Source organism: Chryseobacterium sp. FG46 (assembly GCF_057809135.1).
The window spans coordinates 1-15,119 of sequence record NZ_JBMDJJ010000019.1 but is presented as its reverse complement, the minus strand read 5'-3'; the positions used below and the strand labels follow the sequence as shown (position 1 = coordinate 15,119).

The 15,119-nt window shown below is 36.9% G+C and carries 9 protein-coding genes; all 9 read left to right on the top strand.

Features of this window, described 5'->3' with window-relative positions:
* Nucleotides 1-105 precede the first annotated feature (105 nt).
* The 9 genes from ACODR7_RS14560 (at nt 106) to ACODR7_RS14520 (ending at nt 14,694) form a co-directional block, all read left to right on the top strand.
* Nucleotides 106-1,710 (top strand): BamA/TamA family outer membrane protein, encoded by a 1,605-nt coding sequence (locus ACODR7_RS14560; protein ID WP_488840093.1) that lies wholly within the window; start codon nt 106-108, stop codon nt 1,708-1,710.
* A 330-nt stretch (nt 1,711-2,040) separates the two neighbouring features.
* Nucleotides 2,041-5,199 (top strand): SusC/RagA family TonB-linked outer membrane protein, encoded by a 3,159-nt coding sequence (locus tag ACODR7_RS14555; RefSeq protein ID WP_488840091.1) that lies wholly within the window; start codon nt 2,041-2,043, stop codon nt 5,197-5,199.
* A gap of 20 nt (nt 5,200-5,219) precedes the next feature.
* A complete protein-coding gene (locus tag ACODR7_RS14550; RefSeq protein WP_488840089.1) occupies nt 5,220-6,740 on the top strand; it encodes a SusD/RagB family nutrient-binding outer membrane lipoprotein in 1,521 nt (506 codons plus the stop codon).
* An 81-nt stretch (nt 6,741-6,821) separates the two neighbouring features.
* The gene (locus tag ACODR7_RS14545) at nt 6,822-9,167 is read left to right on the top strand and encodes a phosphocholine-specific phospholipase C (RefSeq protein ID WP_488840087.1); all 2,346 of its coding nucleotides are present in this window, start codon (nt 6,822-6,824) and stop codon (nt 9,165-9,167) included.
* Nucleotides 9,168-9,355: 188 nt separating this feature from the next.
* Entirely contained in the window at nt 9,356-9,934 is a 579-nt protein-coding gene (locus ACODR7_RS14540; protein ID WP_110368095.1) for a hypothetical protein, read from the top strand.
* 104 nt (nt 9,935-10,038) lie between these two features.
* Nucleotides 10,039-10,839, top strand: a complete 801-nt coding sequence (locus ACODR7_RS14535) for a WxL protein host-binding domain-containing protein (protein ID WP_488840085.1) — start codon at nt 10,039-10,041, stop codon at nt 10,837-10,839.
* Nucleotides 10,832-13,585, top strand: coding sequence for a COG1470 family protein (locus ACODR7_RS14530; protein ID WP_488840084.1), 2,754 nt, complete (start codon nt 10,832-10,834; stop codon nt 13,583-13,585). The genes ACODR7_RS14535 and ACODR7_RS14530 overlap by 8 nt, the downstream gene beginning before the upstream one ends.
* The gene (locus ACODR7_RS14525; RefSeq protein ID WP_488840082.1) at nt 13,582-14,115 is read left to right on the top strand and encodes a hypothetical protein; all 534 of its coding nucleotides are present in this window, start codon (nt 13,582-13,584) and stop codon (nt 14,113-14,115) included. Before ACODR7_RS14530 ends, ACODR7_RS14525 begins: the two co-directional genes overlap by 4 nt.
* 9 nt (nt 14,116-14,124) lie before the next feature.
* Nucleotides 14,125-14,694 (top strand): hypothetical protein, encoded by a 570-nt coding sequence (locus ACODR7_RS14520; protein ID WP_488840080.1) that lies wholly within the window; start codon nt 14,125-14,127, stop codon nt 14,692-14,694.
* Nucleotides 14,695-15,119: the final 425 nt, after the last annotated feature.

Sequence of the window (15,119 nt, the reverse complement as noted above, 5' to 3'; positions counted from 1 at the left end):
GTCATTCTGAACACTGACGGAAAGTCTGCAAACGTAGTTCAGAAATGCAGTGAAGAATCTTTTTACTGAAGATTTCTCCATTCCCTTCACATTCATAATGATAAATTGAAACTGTTTCTGAAAATATTTTTTGTACTGTTCTGCGTTTTTACACAAGCGCAGAAGAAGCAGTATTGGCTGATTGATACGGAAACCAAAGTGAGAAAAAAGGTAAAAGATTCTACTTCTGCAGTGAAGTTTCTGGATTCATTAGCCCAAAGTAATTATTTCTTCACCCAACTGAAAGATGTTAAAGTAAAAGGCGACAGCACTGAAATTTTCTACGATAAAGGCAGGAATTTCAATGAAACATATGTCAACCTTACAGATTCTCTTGTTCAGAAATTAAAGATCCAGAAGGATTTTTTCACTAAAAATCTAGACTCCACCAAGAAGAGTATCAACAAAACTTATATTGATGAAGGCTATTCTTTCAGCAGAATCAAATCTAAATACAAAGGGCAGAAAAATGGCTATCCCATTGTAGAACTCGACATCAATAAAAATGATAAAAGAACAATCAACGGATTTGTAGTAAAGGGATACGAAAAAGTTCCCAAAAGGTTCATCAAAAATATGGAAAAGGAGTTCAAAGGTAAAAACTATGATGACAAAAACCTTTTAGCCATCAACAAAACCTTTCAGAGCCATCCTTTTCTGACCCTCGAACGGCAGCCACAAACTTTATTCACAAAAGACTCCACCAGTATTTACCTCTTTCTGGAAAAGAAAAAGACCAATACCTTTGATGGGGTGATTGGTTTTGGAAATGATAAAACCTCCAAGTTTACCTTAAACGGAACGATGAATGTCAATTTCAGGAATATGTTCAATGGTTTTGAAACCGTCAATTTATACTGGCAGAGAAACCCGGATAAAGGGCAGACTTTTGATCTTCGTGTGGATATTCCATACCTGTTCAAATCGAACGTCGGAATGGATACCAAAGTAAATATCTACAGACAAGACTCAACGTTTGCCAACGTAAAATTCCTACCTGCTTTTTATTACCATATCAACAACCGAAATAAAATAGGTCTTAGAGGAACTTTGGAAACTTCAACAATTATAGATGAACTCTACACCCAGGGAAAAGACTATAACAAAAAAGGAATAGGGGTATGGTTTGAAATGGTAGAACCTACTGACATTGACCTTTTCCTTTATAAAACAAGGATCAATGCGGGATATGATTTCTTAACAACCACTTACTCAAAAGATAATATCAAAGCCAAGCAAAATCAGTTCTATTTCTTCGGAGAACATAATTATCATATTTCGGGAAATCACTTTCTGAACATCAAGGCGGAAGGTGCCATGATGGATTCTAAAATAGCATTCTCAACCAATGAATTATACCGTTTCGGAGGCTGGAATTCCATGCGGGGATTTAATGAAAACTCGCTTCTTGCTGACTTTTATTATTATGGAAGCTTAGAATACCGGTATCTTATCGGGAACCAGGCCTTCTTTGACGTCTTTGGACAATATGGCCAGCTCAATAATAAATCTTTGAATGTAAAACCCAAACTCTATAGTGTGGGGCTTGGTTTTAATTTTTTCATTCCTATCGGATTGATGAGCTTTCAGCTGTCTAACGGAAATGAGTTTGGAAACCCTTTTAAGTTTAATGATATTAAAATCCACTGGGGAATTCTGAGTAGGTTTTAAAAATAGAAAGGAAGAGGGAAGCTGGAGGCTGGAAGTTATCAGAGTCCTATTTTCACAATCTGTTTCTTTCATAAGACGGAAGCTTTTCTTAGAAAATTTATTACGGAGGATTTCAAGAAGTTGACAATACCACAATAACTTCCAGCTTCCCTCTCCCAGTTTCCTTGATATTAATATCTATAGAATAAAGCAAAAGTCTCTATACAAAGGATATTTTCCATTTTACTTATTTATTAATTTTTAATGTTAAAAAATATTAAATCGTATTTTTATTTTAATACATCATTAAACTACAGGTAACAGTACTCTGCTAAATTTGTCTTCAAAAAAATGAAGAAAACTCTAGCTACTTTTGCCGTTTTTTTACTTCCTCTTTATTTTTCCGCTCAGGAAATCAATATTTCAGGAAACGTAAAATCAGAAAACGGTTCTAGTGTTTCCGGTGTGAATATTACCGATAAAAACACAGGAAAGACCGCTACTACAGATGAAAATGGTAATTTCACCATTTCCGCAAACCCTAAAGACATTCTTGAATTTTTTGCTCCTGATTTTTCTGTTTATACCGTTGAGGTTTCTTCCAAAAAACAGTATTCCGTTGTTTTAAAAAAACCAAGCGAAAAGCAGATTGAAGGCGTTGTTATTACCGCATTAGGTATTGCCAAGAAGAAAGAAAAGATTGGTTATGCCACTCAGGAAGTGGGAACGAAACAGTTTGAAACCATTACTACGCCAAGTATCGGGAATTTATTCTCAGGACAGGTTGCTGGTCTGAATGTTTCCAATCCTACAGGAATGCAGCAGGCTCCGCAGTTTACTTTGAGAGGAAATTCCAATCTGGTTTTTGTCATTGATGGTGTGATTGTGGAAAAAGAGGTTTTCCAGAATTTGGATCCTAACAATATTGAAAACATCAACGTGTTGAAAGGGGCTACCGCTTCTGCTCTATATGGTTCAAGAGGACGTTACGGAGCTGTTTTGATCACAACAAAAAATGCTAAGAAGAAAGGTTTCTCTGTAGAATTTTCTCAGAATACCATGATCACTGGAGGGTTTACTAATCTTCCGAAAACCCAGACTGAATACGGTAACGGTTCTCACGGAAAATATGAATTCTGGGACGGAGCTGATGGCGGAGTCAACGATGGGGATATGATCTGGGGGCCGAAATTCGTTCCGGGTTTACAGATTGCCCAATGGAACAGCCCGATCAGAGATAAGGTAACTGGACAGGTAGTACCTTGGTATGGAGCTGTGACAGGAACTCAGTATGATGATAAATCAAGGTATGAAAGAGTTCCGATTGACTGGAAATACCATGATAACTTAAATACATTCTTAAAGCCTGCTGTCATCAACAATAATAACTTTGCGATCAGCTACAGAAATAACAAAGATGTATACAGATTCTCCGGAAACTTCATGAATTATGATGATAGGGTTCCCAATTCTTATCTTCAGAAATACGGGATCAATTTCTCTTCTGAAAATCATCTTGGTGAGAAATTAATCTTTGATACAAAGTTCAACTTCAACCAGGCCTTTACGCCTAACATTCCGAACTACGATTACAACCCAAGCGGGCACATGTATACCATCCTGATCTGGATGGGAGGTGATGTAGACGGAAATGCACTGAAAAATCATATGTGGATTCCCGGAAAAGAAGGAAGAGCACAGGCCAACTGGAATTATGCATGGTACAACAACCCATGGTTCGGAGCTGAGTATTACAAGAATCAGAACAGAACCAATATTATCAATGCTCAGACAGGCTTAGAGTATAAAGCTACGCAGGATCTATCGGTAAAAGGGAAAATATCTCTTGTAGAAAACCATAGCAAAACGGAAATTCTGAGTCCTTATTCTTATTTTAATTATGATGCTCCAAGAAGTGGCGGATATATTTTAAAAGATAATAAAACATGGAATCTCAACTACGATGTTTTGGCGACTTATAAGAAAAAAATATCTGAAAATTTTGATTTCACCATCAATGCCGGAGGTTCAGCTTTTTACTATAAAAACAACAAAAATGAAAGGTCTACGGACGGATTGAAAATTCCTGAAGTGTATACATTCGAAAACTCTATAGGAGCGCTTAAAAATTATACCTATTTGAAGGAAAAGTTAATTTACAGTGCTTATTCTACCATTGATATCGGATTGTACAATGCTTTCTTCATCAATATTTCCGGACGTAACGACTGGTCTTCTACGCTTCCTAAAGCCAACAGATCTTACTTCTACCCTTCTGCATCCATCAGTGCCGTTATTTCAAACCTGGTAAAATTACCGGAGTCTATCAATATGTTGAAGCTTTCCGCTTCATGGGCCAAAGTTGCCTATGACTTCCAGCCTTATTCCATCAGAAATTATTATCTGAACAATAAAGGAACCACATTTAACGGAAATCCTACGTATTATTATCCAACAACGCTGAATGTTGAAAATATGCTGAAACCTGAGCAGACAAAATCTTATGAATTAGGGCTAAGTGCAGGTTTCCTGAATAACAGAATTACCTTAGATGCCACGTATTTCAGAACATTAGATTATAATAATATCCTTCAGTTCCCGGCTGCTGAATCATCAGGTTTCACCTCACAATATGTAAACGGAAATGAATATACTACGAAAGGATTTGAAGTTACCCTTGGTTTAGTTCCGGTAAAAACTGCTGATTTCAGTTGGAAAACATTGATCAACTGGAGTACTTATGAGCAAAAGCTGACTTCCATTTATGATAATATGCCGAACTACAACAACATTAAGTTGGGAGAAAGAATGGACAGTTATTATGACTACACATGGCAAAAATCTCCGGACGGAAAAGTCATTCTTGATGCCAATACAGGAATGCCTACAAGAGCCAATAATCCAAGTAACTTAGGGCATTTCAATCCGGACTGGACTTTTGGTTTCAACAACACCTTTAAATATAAAAAATTCACTTTAAATATCGGAATCGATGGAAGCATCGGTGGTGTGATGAGGTCGCAGGTAGTAGAAAAAATGTGGTGGGGAGGAAAACATCCTAATTCTGTAGCGTACAGGGATCTTGAGTATGCGAATCCGGGGACGTATTATTTTGTACCGGATGGGGTTAACTACAATCCCGCAACCGGGCTTTATACACCACACACAAAAGCAATCAGCTATCAGGACTGGGCACAAAATTATCCCTACCGTGCAAGAGTAACGCAGGATGAGAGTGAAGAATTTGCCAACGTTTTCGACAGAACCTTCGTTAAGTTGAGATCTGTTGTTCTGGAATATGATTTCTCGTCATTACTGAATCCGAAAGGAATGGTAAAAGGCTTCACTGCCAATATTTCTGCCTATAATTTAGCCATGTGGAAAAAATCAAAGAATCTTTACTCCGATCCTGATTTCCAGATCAGAACAGGTAGAGAAGGTGATGTAAGCAATGATATTCAGGATCCTTCCAGCAGATGGTTTGGAATCGGTTTTAATCTTAAGTTTTAACTAAAAAGTACGTCTAGACAATGAAAAATACTATAAACAAAGTGAAAAGGCAAAAAGGGAAAACAGCATTATGGATGATGAAATCTATATTTGCAGCCGGGCTTCTGACGTTAGCATCATGTGAATCCAACCTTGATACAATTAATGAAAATCCGAATGACCAGGCCAGTATTGATCCCAAAAATCTTCTGACCTATGTTTCACAATACACCTTCAAAGTGGATGGAGATAATATGTACGCTTCAAGAATGATGATTGGTACTGATGGCGAAAATGCATACCAGTATATTAAATGGAATGATTTATCCTTTGAAGTTTACACAAAAGGACTTCTGAATACAGGAAAAATGATGCAGGAAGCAGAGAAAAGAGGAAACAAAAATTATCTGGCTATCGGAAAATTTCTGAGAGCCTATCATTTCTTCAACATCAGTTTGAAAGTTGGAAGTGCTCCGTATTCTGAAGCGGTAAAGGGTGAATCCGGGATTACACAACCGAAATATGATACTCAGGAAGCGATCATGGCCGGGATTTTATCAGAACTCAAAGAAGCCAATGATCTTATTAATACCAGCGATAAAATTGAAGGAGATATCGTCTACAACGGAGATGCTTTAAAGTGGAAAAAACTGATCAATTCATTCCGCCTGAAAATACTGATCACCTTATCTAAGAAAACGACGGTAGGAAGTTATAATATTGCTGCAGAATTTGCTTCAATTGCAGGAAGCCAGTCTCTCATGACCTCCATTGCAGATAACGGTGAACTTAAGTTTGCTGATGCTGCTGATAGCAGATACACCATGTTTAATAATAGCGGATATGGTTCGGGTTTGTACATGGCAGATTATTTCATTAATATGTTTAAAGACAGACATGATCCGCGTTTGTTCACATTTGCGGCACAAACTACCGGAGCAAAAGAAGCAGGAAAAGCAATCACAGATTATACAGCTTACAACGGAGGAAATCCTACGTCACCTTATTCTGATAATGCTGCTTTGATCACAGCAAAAAATATCTCTAAAGTAAACGACCGTTTTTATAAAGATCCTACCAATGAGCCTGCTTCTGTATTGAGTTATTCAGAACTTGAGTTTATTCTGGCCGAAGCTGCGGCAAGAGGCTGGATTTCCGGATCTGCAAAAACACATTATGACAACGCAATCAAAGCGAGTTTCAGTTTTTATCAGACCTATGTAAAAAATCCGGGACAGTATTTCTCAGGCTTTGATGTGAATCAATATCTGGCAACTCCTTTAGTGGTTTATAATAATGCTGATCCACTACAAACACAACTGGAGAAGATCATGACCCAAAAATACATGACCATGTTCCATCAGGCACAGTGGACTTCATATTATGACTATTTAAGAACAGGTTATCCTAACTATCCTTTAAAAGCAGGTGTTGCAGCACCTTTCAGATTCAGATATCCGCAGTCTGAGTATAATTACAACAGCAACAATTTAAAGGCCGCATTAGCCGCTCAGTATGGAGGGAATGATAATATCAATTCCAAACCCTGGTGGCTGCAATAAAAACATGATTATTTTTATATAAAACAAAGAAATCGCAGGAAATCCTATTAACTTGCGGTTTCTTTCTTATTACGATTGAACATGAACAGAAGAGAATTTTTAGAGAAATCAAGTCTTTTATTAGCTGGATTAGGAACTTCAAATGTTCTGCATCCTGCTATTTTAAAAGCTTTAGCCATTGATCCTGCTGCGCAGTCTACGTTTTATGATGCAGAGCATGTTGTCATCCTGATGCAGGAGAACCGTTCATTTGACCACGCTTTCGGTGCTCTTAAAGGAGTAAGAGGCTTTTTGGATAAAAGAGCTTTTGTAAAGCATGATGGACATTCTGTTTTCTTTCAAAAAAATGACGAAGGAAAATATGCTTCTCCTGCCCGACTGGATTTAAGAAATACAAAATCTACCTGGATGAGCTCACTTCCACATTCATGGGCTGATCAGCAAAAAGCATTGAACAAAGGAAAATTTGACCAATGGCTTCAGGCGAAAGCCTCAGGAAATAAAGATTACAAGAATATTCCGCTTACCTTAGGATATTACAACCGTGAAGACCTTCCGTTTTATTATCAGCTGGCAGATGCATTTACCATATTCGATCAGTATTTCTGCTCTTCTCTTACCGGAACGACTCCCAACAGGCTATTCCTTTGGTCCGGAACTTTGAGAGAACAGCAAAACGGAAAAGTAAAGGCCAATGTTGTTAATGAAAACATTGATTATGACAAAGCAAGACAGGCAAAATGGAAAAGCTTCCCGGAGATTTTAGAACAGCAGAATGTTTCATGGAGAATTTATCAGAACGAGATCAGTCTTCCAAAAGGAATGTCCGGAGAGCAGGAAGCCTGGCTGAGTAATTTTACAGATAACCCGATTGAGTGGTTTTCAAAATTCAACGTTAAGTTTTCAAAAGGATACTATCAGAATATTCCTAATATCATCACCTATCTGAAAGGGGAAATTGAAAAAAATCCTGGTCAGAAACAAAGGCTGGAGGCTATGCTGGCGGAAATACAGGAAGATCAGGTGAAATACCATCCTGATAATTATTCCAGGCTTTCAAAGGAAGAAAAAAACCTTCACGAAAAAGCATTTACGACTAATTCCAACGATCCGGATTACTGGAAACTTGAAATCGGAAAGGATGAAAACGGAGAAAGACTGGTTGTTCCTGAAGGAGATGTACTTTTTCAGTTCCGAAAAGATGTGGAAGAGAAAAAGCTTCCATTGGTTTCCTGGCTTGTGGCTCCTGAACATTTCTCAGATCATCCAGGATCACCTTGGTACGGAGCCTGGTATATTTCTGAGGTTTTAAATATTCTTACCAAAGATCCTGAAACATGGAAAAAAACCATATTCATCATCAATTACGATGAAAATGATGGATATTTTGATCATGTGCTGCCTTTCGCACCACCGGTGAATCCAAGCCAGCCTGTTGACATGAATGGAAAAGAAGGAGTGGAATATGTAGATCAATCTCAGGAATACATGAGTAATCCTTCTTTAAAAAATTATGAAAAAATTGAAGGTACTGTAGGATTAGGCTATAGAGTTCCTATGATCATCGCTTCGCCATGGACAAAAGGAGGCTTTGTCAATTCCGAAGTATCGGATCACACTTCTGTACTGCAGTTTCTGGAGAAATTTATCATGAAAAAATTCAAAAAGAATGTACATGTTGACAATATCAGTGACTGGAGAAGAGCTGTATGCGGTGATCTTACCTCTGCTTTCAACTCTTCCAGTATAAAAGTTCCGCAGATGGATTATCTGGATCAGAAGGATTACGCTAAAACCATCAATGCAGCTAAAAATAAACCTGTTCCTGATCTTAAATGGTATTCTGAAGATCAACTTAATGATAGTTTGCTTGACATTCAGGAAAGAGGACTGAAGCCATCCAGCCCGCTGCCTTATCATTTCCATGTCAATTTGGAAGGCGATCATATAAAAATGACTAATCTGAAAGAAAATGGAGTTCCTTTGCTTGTTTATGACAGGACTCAATTTAACAGTAATAATTATCATTTTTCATATGCCTTATATTCCAGACAAAATTTGTCCCTTGCTGTGCATTCCGGAGCCTATGATTATGAAATTTTCGGTCCCAATGGCTTTTTCAGGAAATTTCAGGGAAGTATTTCTCCGGAAATAGATATAATTTTAGAAAATATAACAGCAAAAAACCAAGTTGAGCTGACTATAAGAAGTAACAAAAAGAAAAATTTCTCCATCAATCTGGAAGATTTGTACACAAAAAATAAAAAAACAATTCCTGTACAAAAATCAGAAGAAAAAATAATGATCGATCTTGATAAATTTAAAGGGTGGTATGATTTGAAAATCTCGTCAAACGAACATTTGTGGCACTTTGCCGGACGTATAGAGACCGGAAAAGTTTCTGTTTCTGATCCGCATTGGGCGTAAAAAATTCTTTTAATATTGATAAAAACCTGTACAAATTTGTATAGGTTTTTTTTTGACTTATTCCGTTAAAGAATATTTTAACCAAAATGCATTACATAATGTAAATACTTATTAATATAAAAATTATTATATATTTTATTCAATGTATTCCGAATTTCGTTATATTCACTCTACTAATTATCATCATCATGAAAAAACTAAATTTGACTATTGCAGCGTCTTTATTTGCGTTTGCTCTATCCGGGAATCTGAGCGCGCAGGACATCAATACAGACAACCATACGGTTACCATTTCTATTCCCGAAGTTGCATTAGTAGATATTGAACCAGCAGCAACAAAAAACATTACCCTTGGATTCACGGCTCCTACTGAAGCAGGAAGTCCTATTATTCCGGATGCGGCCAACACTACTTTATGGCTTAACTATTCTTCTATTAAATCTGTTGCAGACCCTACACGTAATGTAAGTGTAAAAATGAATGCCATTATTCCAGGAGTAGATCTTAACGTAACTGCTGCTGCAGCTACCGGAGCAGGAGCAGGAACACTGGGAACATCTGCAGGCCTTCTGACACTAAGTGCCGCCGATCAGACTATTATTTCTGGCATCGGAAGTGCTTATACCGGGAATGGAGCCAATAACGGTCATAATCTTACCTATGCACTCGCTGCAGGAAGTGGTCCTGGAGGGGTAGCCGCGTATGCAGATTTACAGGCTACAGCTACTGTTGCTGCTACCGTTACGTATACAATATCAGACAATTAGAATTTAATTAAAATTCTAATTTACGTTTCAAAAACAAGAAGAAATTAGTATCCAGTTTCTTCCGGGCTTTGTATTATTAATGATTTAACTCCAAACTTTACATCATGATAAAGCGTATCCTTCTTTTGATCACCCTTATTTTGCAGTTCAGCCTTTTACATGCCGGTATTGTGATTCTCAACGGGCTTACGCATTCTTACAAAATAGAAAACGGAAAGGTGTATAAAGGAAAAGTTGCTATTGAAAACACAGGCAGCAACCCTCAAAGTGTAAAAATATTTTTACAGGATTATACCTACCATGCAGACGGAACCATCAATTATACAGCATTACGTACCAATAAACGCAGTAATGGAGAATGGCTAAAGCTCAATACCAATCTTGTTACTCTTAAAGGTAAGGAAAAGACTGAGATATTTTATGAAATAACAGTTCCCAATCAGGCAATGAATCCGGGAAGCTATTGGAGTGTGATCATTGTAGAACCGGTAGAAGAGATAAAACCCAGCGACAATAAACCGGGAGTGAGCATCACTTCTGTTATACGATATGCTATTCAGGTCATTACAGATTTTGAAGCAGAAAAGGGCCAACCGGACCTTAAGTTTGAAAATGTAAAGGTAGAAAAACAGGAGGGAAAGCAGACAGCAAAGATAGCAATAGCCAATCATGGCAATCTTTACTGTAAACCGACAGCTTCTATTGAAATCTATAACCGGAAAACGGGTGAAAAGATGGGAACTTATTCAAGTTTAACGATGGGACTTTTGCCAGATACCTCCAAGACATTTTACATTGATATCAGTAGATTACCCCCTGACAAATACAAAGCAACTATCATAGCAACGGATGAAGAAGAGAATGCTTTTGCACTCAATGTGGAATTAGAAGTAAAAAATGATTAGAACTTGGACTTTATTTATTATCATATCAATATTCCCGGTATTTATTTTTTCCCAAGAGCAATCCGACAGATTGGTCAGTAAAAAAGATAGTTTAATGCCGGGAATGTCTACTTCTATTCCCTTCACTTTAGAAAATAATTCGACGGAAACCAAAATATATGATATTTCAGTTGTCACTTCAAGTTCCTCAATAAATCCTATTTTAGCAAAGGGAGAATTTCAGATTCCGCCTTATGAAACATCGGTATATCTGGTTCCTTTACGGATCGGTACTGAAACAGGACAGGGTATTTATTCTGTCACCCTGAACATTACAGACCGTAATAATGGAACAGCTTTTACACAAAGTTCAAAAATTGTAGTTTCCGGAAGCAGAAAGCTTTTGGTTACAGCTTTAAATACACCTGAATTTGTAAGAGCTGGAGAAACGATCCGTGCATCTTTTCTTTTAAAAAACAATGGTAATATAACGGAAAGTATTGTTATTGAAAGTAAAAATGCTGTTATTGATAATGAATCATCTCTTGTTCTTGCACCCAATGAATCAAAAATCATTACGATTCACAAAGTAACAAGTTCTGAACTTGCTCAGAATGAATTTCAGAACCTAAATCTTTCGGTACATCCGAGGAATAATCCCAAAGAAACTCAGGATGTCTATGCAACCACTCAGGTGATATCAGTAAAACCCTCTGAAAACGATATTTATCACAGACTGCCTGTTGCTTTCTCTTTATCTTTCATTGGAATGCAGAATATGGGCGTTTATAATGATGGTTTTCAAGGTGAAATTTACGGCAAAGGAACACTTGATAAAGACAATAAGAATCAGATTGAATTTAGGGCTGTCACTCACAATCCGGTAGAGCTTAATACATTCACCCAATATGAGGAATATTTTGTGAATTATAAACGAGATAAGTTTTTTCTTCATCTTGGCGATAAAACCTACTCTTCTTCTTATCTTACAGAATTTGCAAGATATGGCCGCGGGGCAGAAATCCGATATGATTTTAATAAAGTAAGCTTCGGCGGCTTCTATAATCATCCCAGATTCTTCCGAGATATTAAAGATGAATTTAATATTTATTCAGCCTTTAAAATCCGAAAAGAGTCTGAAGTATCTGTAGGATATCTCTACAAAACTCCGAGGAAAGAAGAAATCCGATTTGGAGATGTAAAACTTGACTCAGATGCTCATCTGCCTTATGCTAAAGGGAAATTTAAAGTTTCAAAAAACATTAATCTTTCCGGGGAATTGGCATACAGTACAACACAAAAAACAGATGGAACAGCCTATTTATTACAGGCAGAAGCCATTTTTAAAAAATTGAACGGAAGTCTGATGTACATGAGAGCCAGTCCTGATTTTGCCGGATATTTTACCAATACAAATACCTTTAACGGTAATATTTATTACAATATCACCAAAAAGATCAGCATATTTGCCAATTACATGCAGGATGCCAAAAACTTCCAAAGAGATACCCTGTTACTGGCAGCCCCCTACAGAAAGTATTTTCAATATGGAGTACAGTACAAATATCTGCCTAGTGGTTTCATTATTCTTAATAATGGGTATCAAACCTATAAAGATCGATTAGAACCTAAACAGTTTGATTATTATGAACGTTATTTCAAAGTGAGTATTAATCAACAGATAGGAGTATTTCAGGTAAATGTAGATGGACAATTCGGGAAAACAGATAATTATCTGACGGGATTTAGTGGAAATTCAAGTTTCTATTCTGCTAACCTTTCATTTCAAAAATTCAAAACATCTTTTAACATCTTCGGAAGTTATGCTATAAGCTCAAGATATCAGCTTCAGAATCAGAAAAGCCTTTACTACGGAGCAAGAATCTATAGCCAGTTTTCTGATAAAACCAGATTAAGCATCTTTTATCAGAACAATTATATGCCTGAGGAATATTTCAAAGACAGAAATCTGTTTGAACTTCTTTTTCATCAGCAATTATTTCCTGGAAACGAACTTGACCTTTCCGGAAGATATTCATTGCAAAGAGGAGAAATTGGAGATAAAGATTTCATATTCTCTATGCGCTATACATGGCGACCTAACATTCCGGTACAGAAAATTGCCGATTATATTTCACTGTCTGGAAATGTGAGCAACTTAGGTATAAAAAAAACAGAGGGAATAAGATTAATGCTTGGAAGTTACTTATCCATTACCGATAAGGATGGAAATTATATGTTTAAAAATGTTATCCCGGGTAATTATTATCTTGAAATAGACCGTTCCACCACAGAAATCAATGATATTCCAACCCAAACTTTTCCAGCCTCCCTTTCATTGATGAATAAAGAGCATACTTTTAATTTCGGATTAACAACTGCAGCAAATGTTCAGGGCCATGTTAATTTCCTGGAAACCGGAGAAAAAGACCAGCCAGATTCCTGGCAACAATCATCTTTAAAAGGAAAGAAGAAAAGGGAAAGTATCATTGTAGAAGCTAGCAACCATGATCAGACTTTTCGTAAGGTATGCTACATCGGAGAAGATTTTGATTTCACTTATCTACGTCCGGGAGACTGGATTGTAAAAGTTTATCGTAATGGGTTGGATAAACGCTATAAAATCTCAACAGATAAATTTCTGTTTACTTTACAACCATCAGAAACAAAAAAATTAAGCATCAATGTTGTTAAACAACAGATAGAGATCAAATATCAAAAGGAATCCTTGAAAGTAGGATATAATGAAATAAAAAAGAAGAGATGATTCTGATCCGTTCCATATTATTAATTGTATTTTGTACTGTATACAGTTCAACCTATTCCCAGACTGCAAGTACTACCGTTACTTTGACTTTACCCAAAGTAACTTTAATGGATATTGAACCTACAGGAAGCATAACTTTAAATTTTACCCGTCCTACCGAGGCTGGAAATGCTCTGGTAGCTCCAGCACCCAATACGTCAAAGTGGATCAACTATACATCTGCTATCGCTTCCGGAGGACTTACCAGAAGAATTACAGCATCAGTAAATACAGTTATTCCAGGTGTCAATATAAGAATTCAGGCAGCTGCAGCTTCCGGAGCCGGAGGTGGAACATTGGGAACATCTGCAGGGCAGGTTATCCTTACAACCACTCCAACTACGATTATTAGTGGTATTGGAGGAGCATATACAGGAAATGGAGCAAATAACGGCCATGCCCTCACCATTTCACTTGCCACTAGTACTTATGGCAATTTACAGGCACAGGCCAATACAGCTATTGTCATCACCTACACCATTACAGAATAAAATTAAAAAATGAAAATTAAAAGTCCTTTTCTCAAAGAACAGTTCTTAAAAAGGTATCTATACATTATTGCTTTAATAATGGGAAGTTACCTTAAAGGGCAAACCATAAATATTACAGGATCTAACTGGAATGCAAGTGTACCTACCATCACTGAAGCGGGAACCAACTATACCGGAACTTACGATAATCCTGGCCTACTCACGTTGTCGGGTCATTTACCAGGATCTTTCCTGAATCTTCTTGGTAGCTCTGGTGCCAAAATCAGTATGCAATATGTTCCTACCAACTGGAACAGCTCTCTTAAACTTTATGCAAAAAGAAGTGGTGGATCAGCAACTATCAATGGGCTTTGTTTGCTTTGTTCCGTTACATTCTCTGGTGGAACGGCGAATTATATAGAAATACTTCAGTCCAGTGCAGTAACACTTTCTACAATTACATTTGGTGGAGTATTAGGAATTAACAACAGTGTAGACTACTCAGCTATAAATGTACAATTACAAATGGGTGGTGTATCTGTAACAATTCCTGCGGCAACGTATAGCGCACAAATAGTTTTTACAATCGGAGCAAACTAAGTCTCTTTTGTAAATTCAAAATTAAAATGCCATAAATGGAACCACTCCTTTACAGAGGTGGTTTTTTATTTCTTTTGGGTTAAAATAAAATAGATTTGAGCCACTCGAACATATTTATCAGGATTATTTACTTCTTATTCGTGATAATCGATTTATGAGCTTAAAAAAGGGAGGAATATCATTCTGCCAATAGAATAGATAAACTTCTTTTTTCAATGGTGTTATTGCTATTCCAATGGCGTCTTTCTTTTTCATTTGCGCCTTTTCTTTCTACTGTTTCATTCCGCAGGAATCCAGCCAACTTTATTAGAGTCTTAAGAGATCAAAGGTTAAAAAAGCAAAAGTAATACTGAGTTATTTGATAATACTTTGTTGAGACTCCTGTGGAGTGACAACTGGAGTGTATGTCTGTCATCATTGATAAA

What these genes read in the sequence shown, in the direction of transcription:
- ACODR7_RS14555 (WP_488840091.1), top strand. Translation starts at nt 2,041, where the DNA reads ATGAAGAAAACTCTAGCTACTTTTGCCGTTTTTTTACTTCCTCTTTAT.
- ACODR7_RS14550 (WP_488840089.1), top strand. Translation starts at nt 5,220, where the DNA reads ATGAAAAATACTATAAACAAAGTGAAAAGGCAAAAAGGGAAAACAGCA.
- ACODR7_RS14545 (WP_488840087.1), top strand. Translation starts at nt 6,822, where the DNA reads ATGAACAGAAGAGAATTTTTAGAGAAATCAAGTCTTTTATTAGCTGGA.
- ACODR7_RS14540 (WP_110368095.1), top strand. Translation starts at nt 9,356, where the DNA reads ATGAAAAAACTAAATTTGACTATTGCAGCGTCTTTATTTGCGTTTGCT.
- ACODR7_RS14535 (WP_488840085.1), top strand. Translation starts at nt 10,039, where the DNA reads ATGATAAAGCGTATCCTTCTTTTGATCACCCTTATTTTGCAGTTCAGC.
- ACODR7_RS14530 (WP_488840084.1), top strand. Translation starts at nt 10,832, where the DNA reads ATGATTAGAACTTGGACTTTATTTATTATCATATCAATATTCCCGGTA.
- ACODR7_RS14525 (WP_488840082.1), top strand. Translation starts at nt 13,582, where the DNA reads ATGATTCTGATCCGTTCCATATTATTAATTGTATTTTGTACTGTATAC.
- ACODR7_RS14520 (WP_488840080.1), top strand. Translation starts at nt 14,125, where the DNA reads ATGAAAATTAAAAGTCCTTTTCTCAAAGAACAGTTCTTAAAAAGGTAT.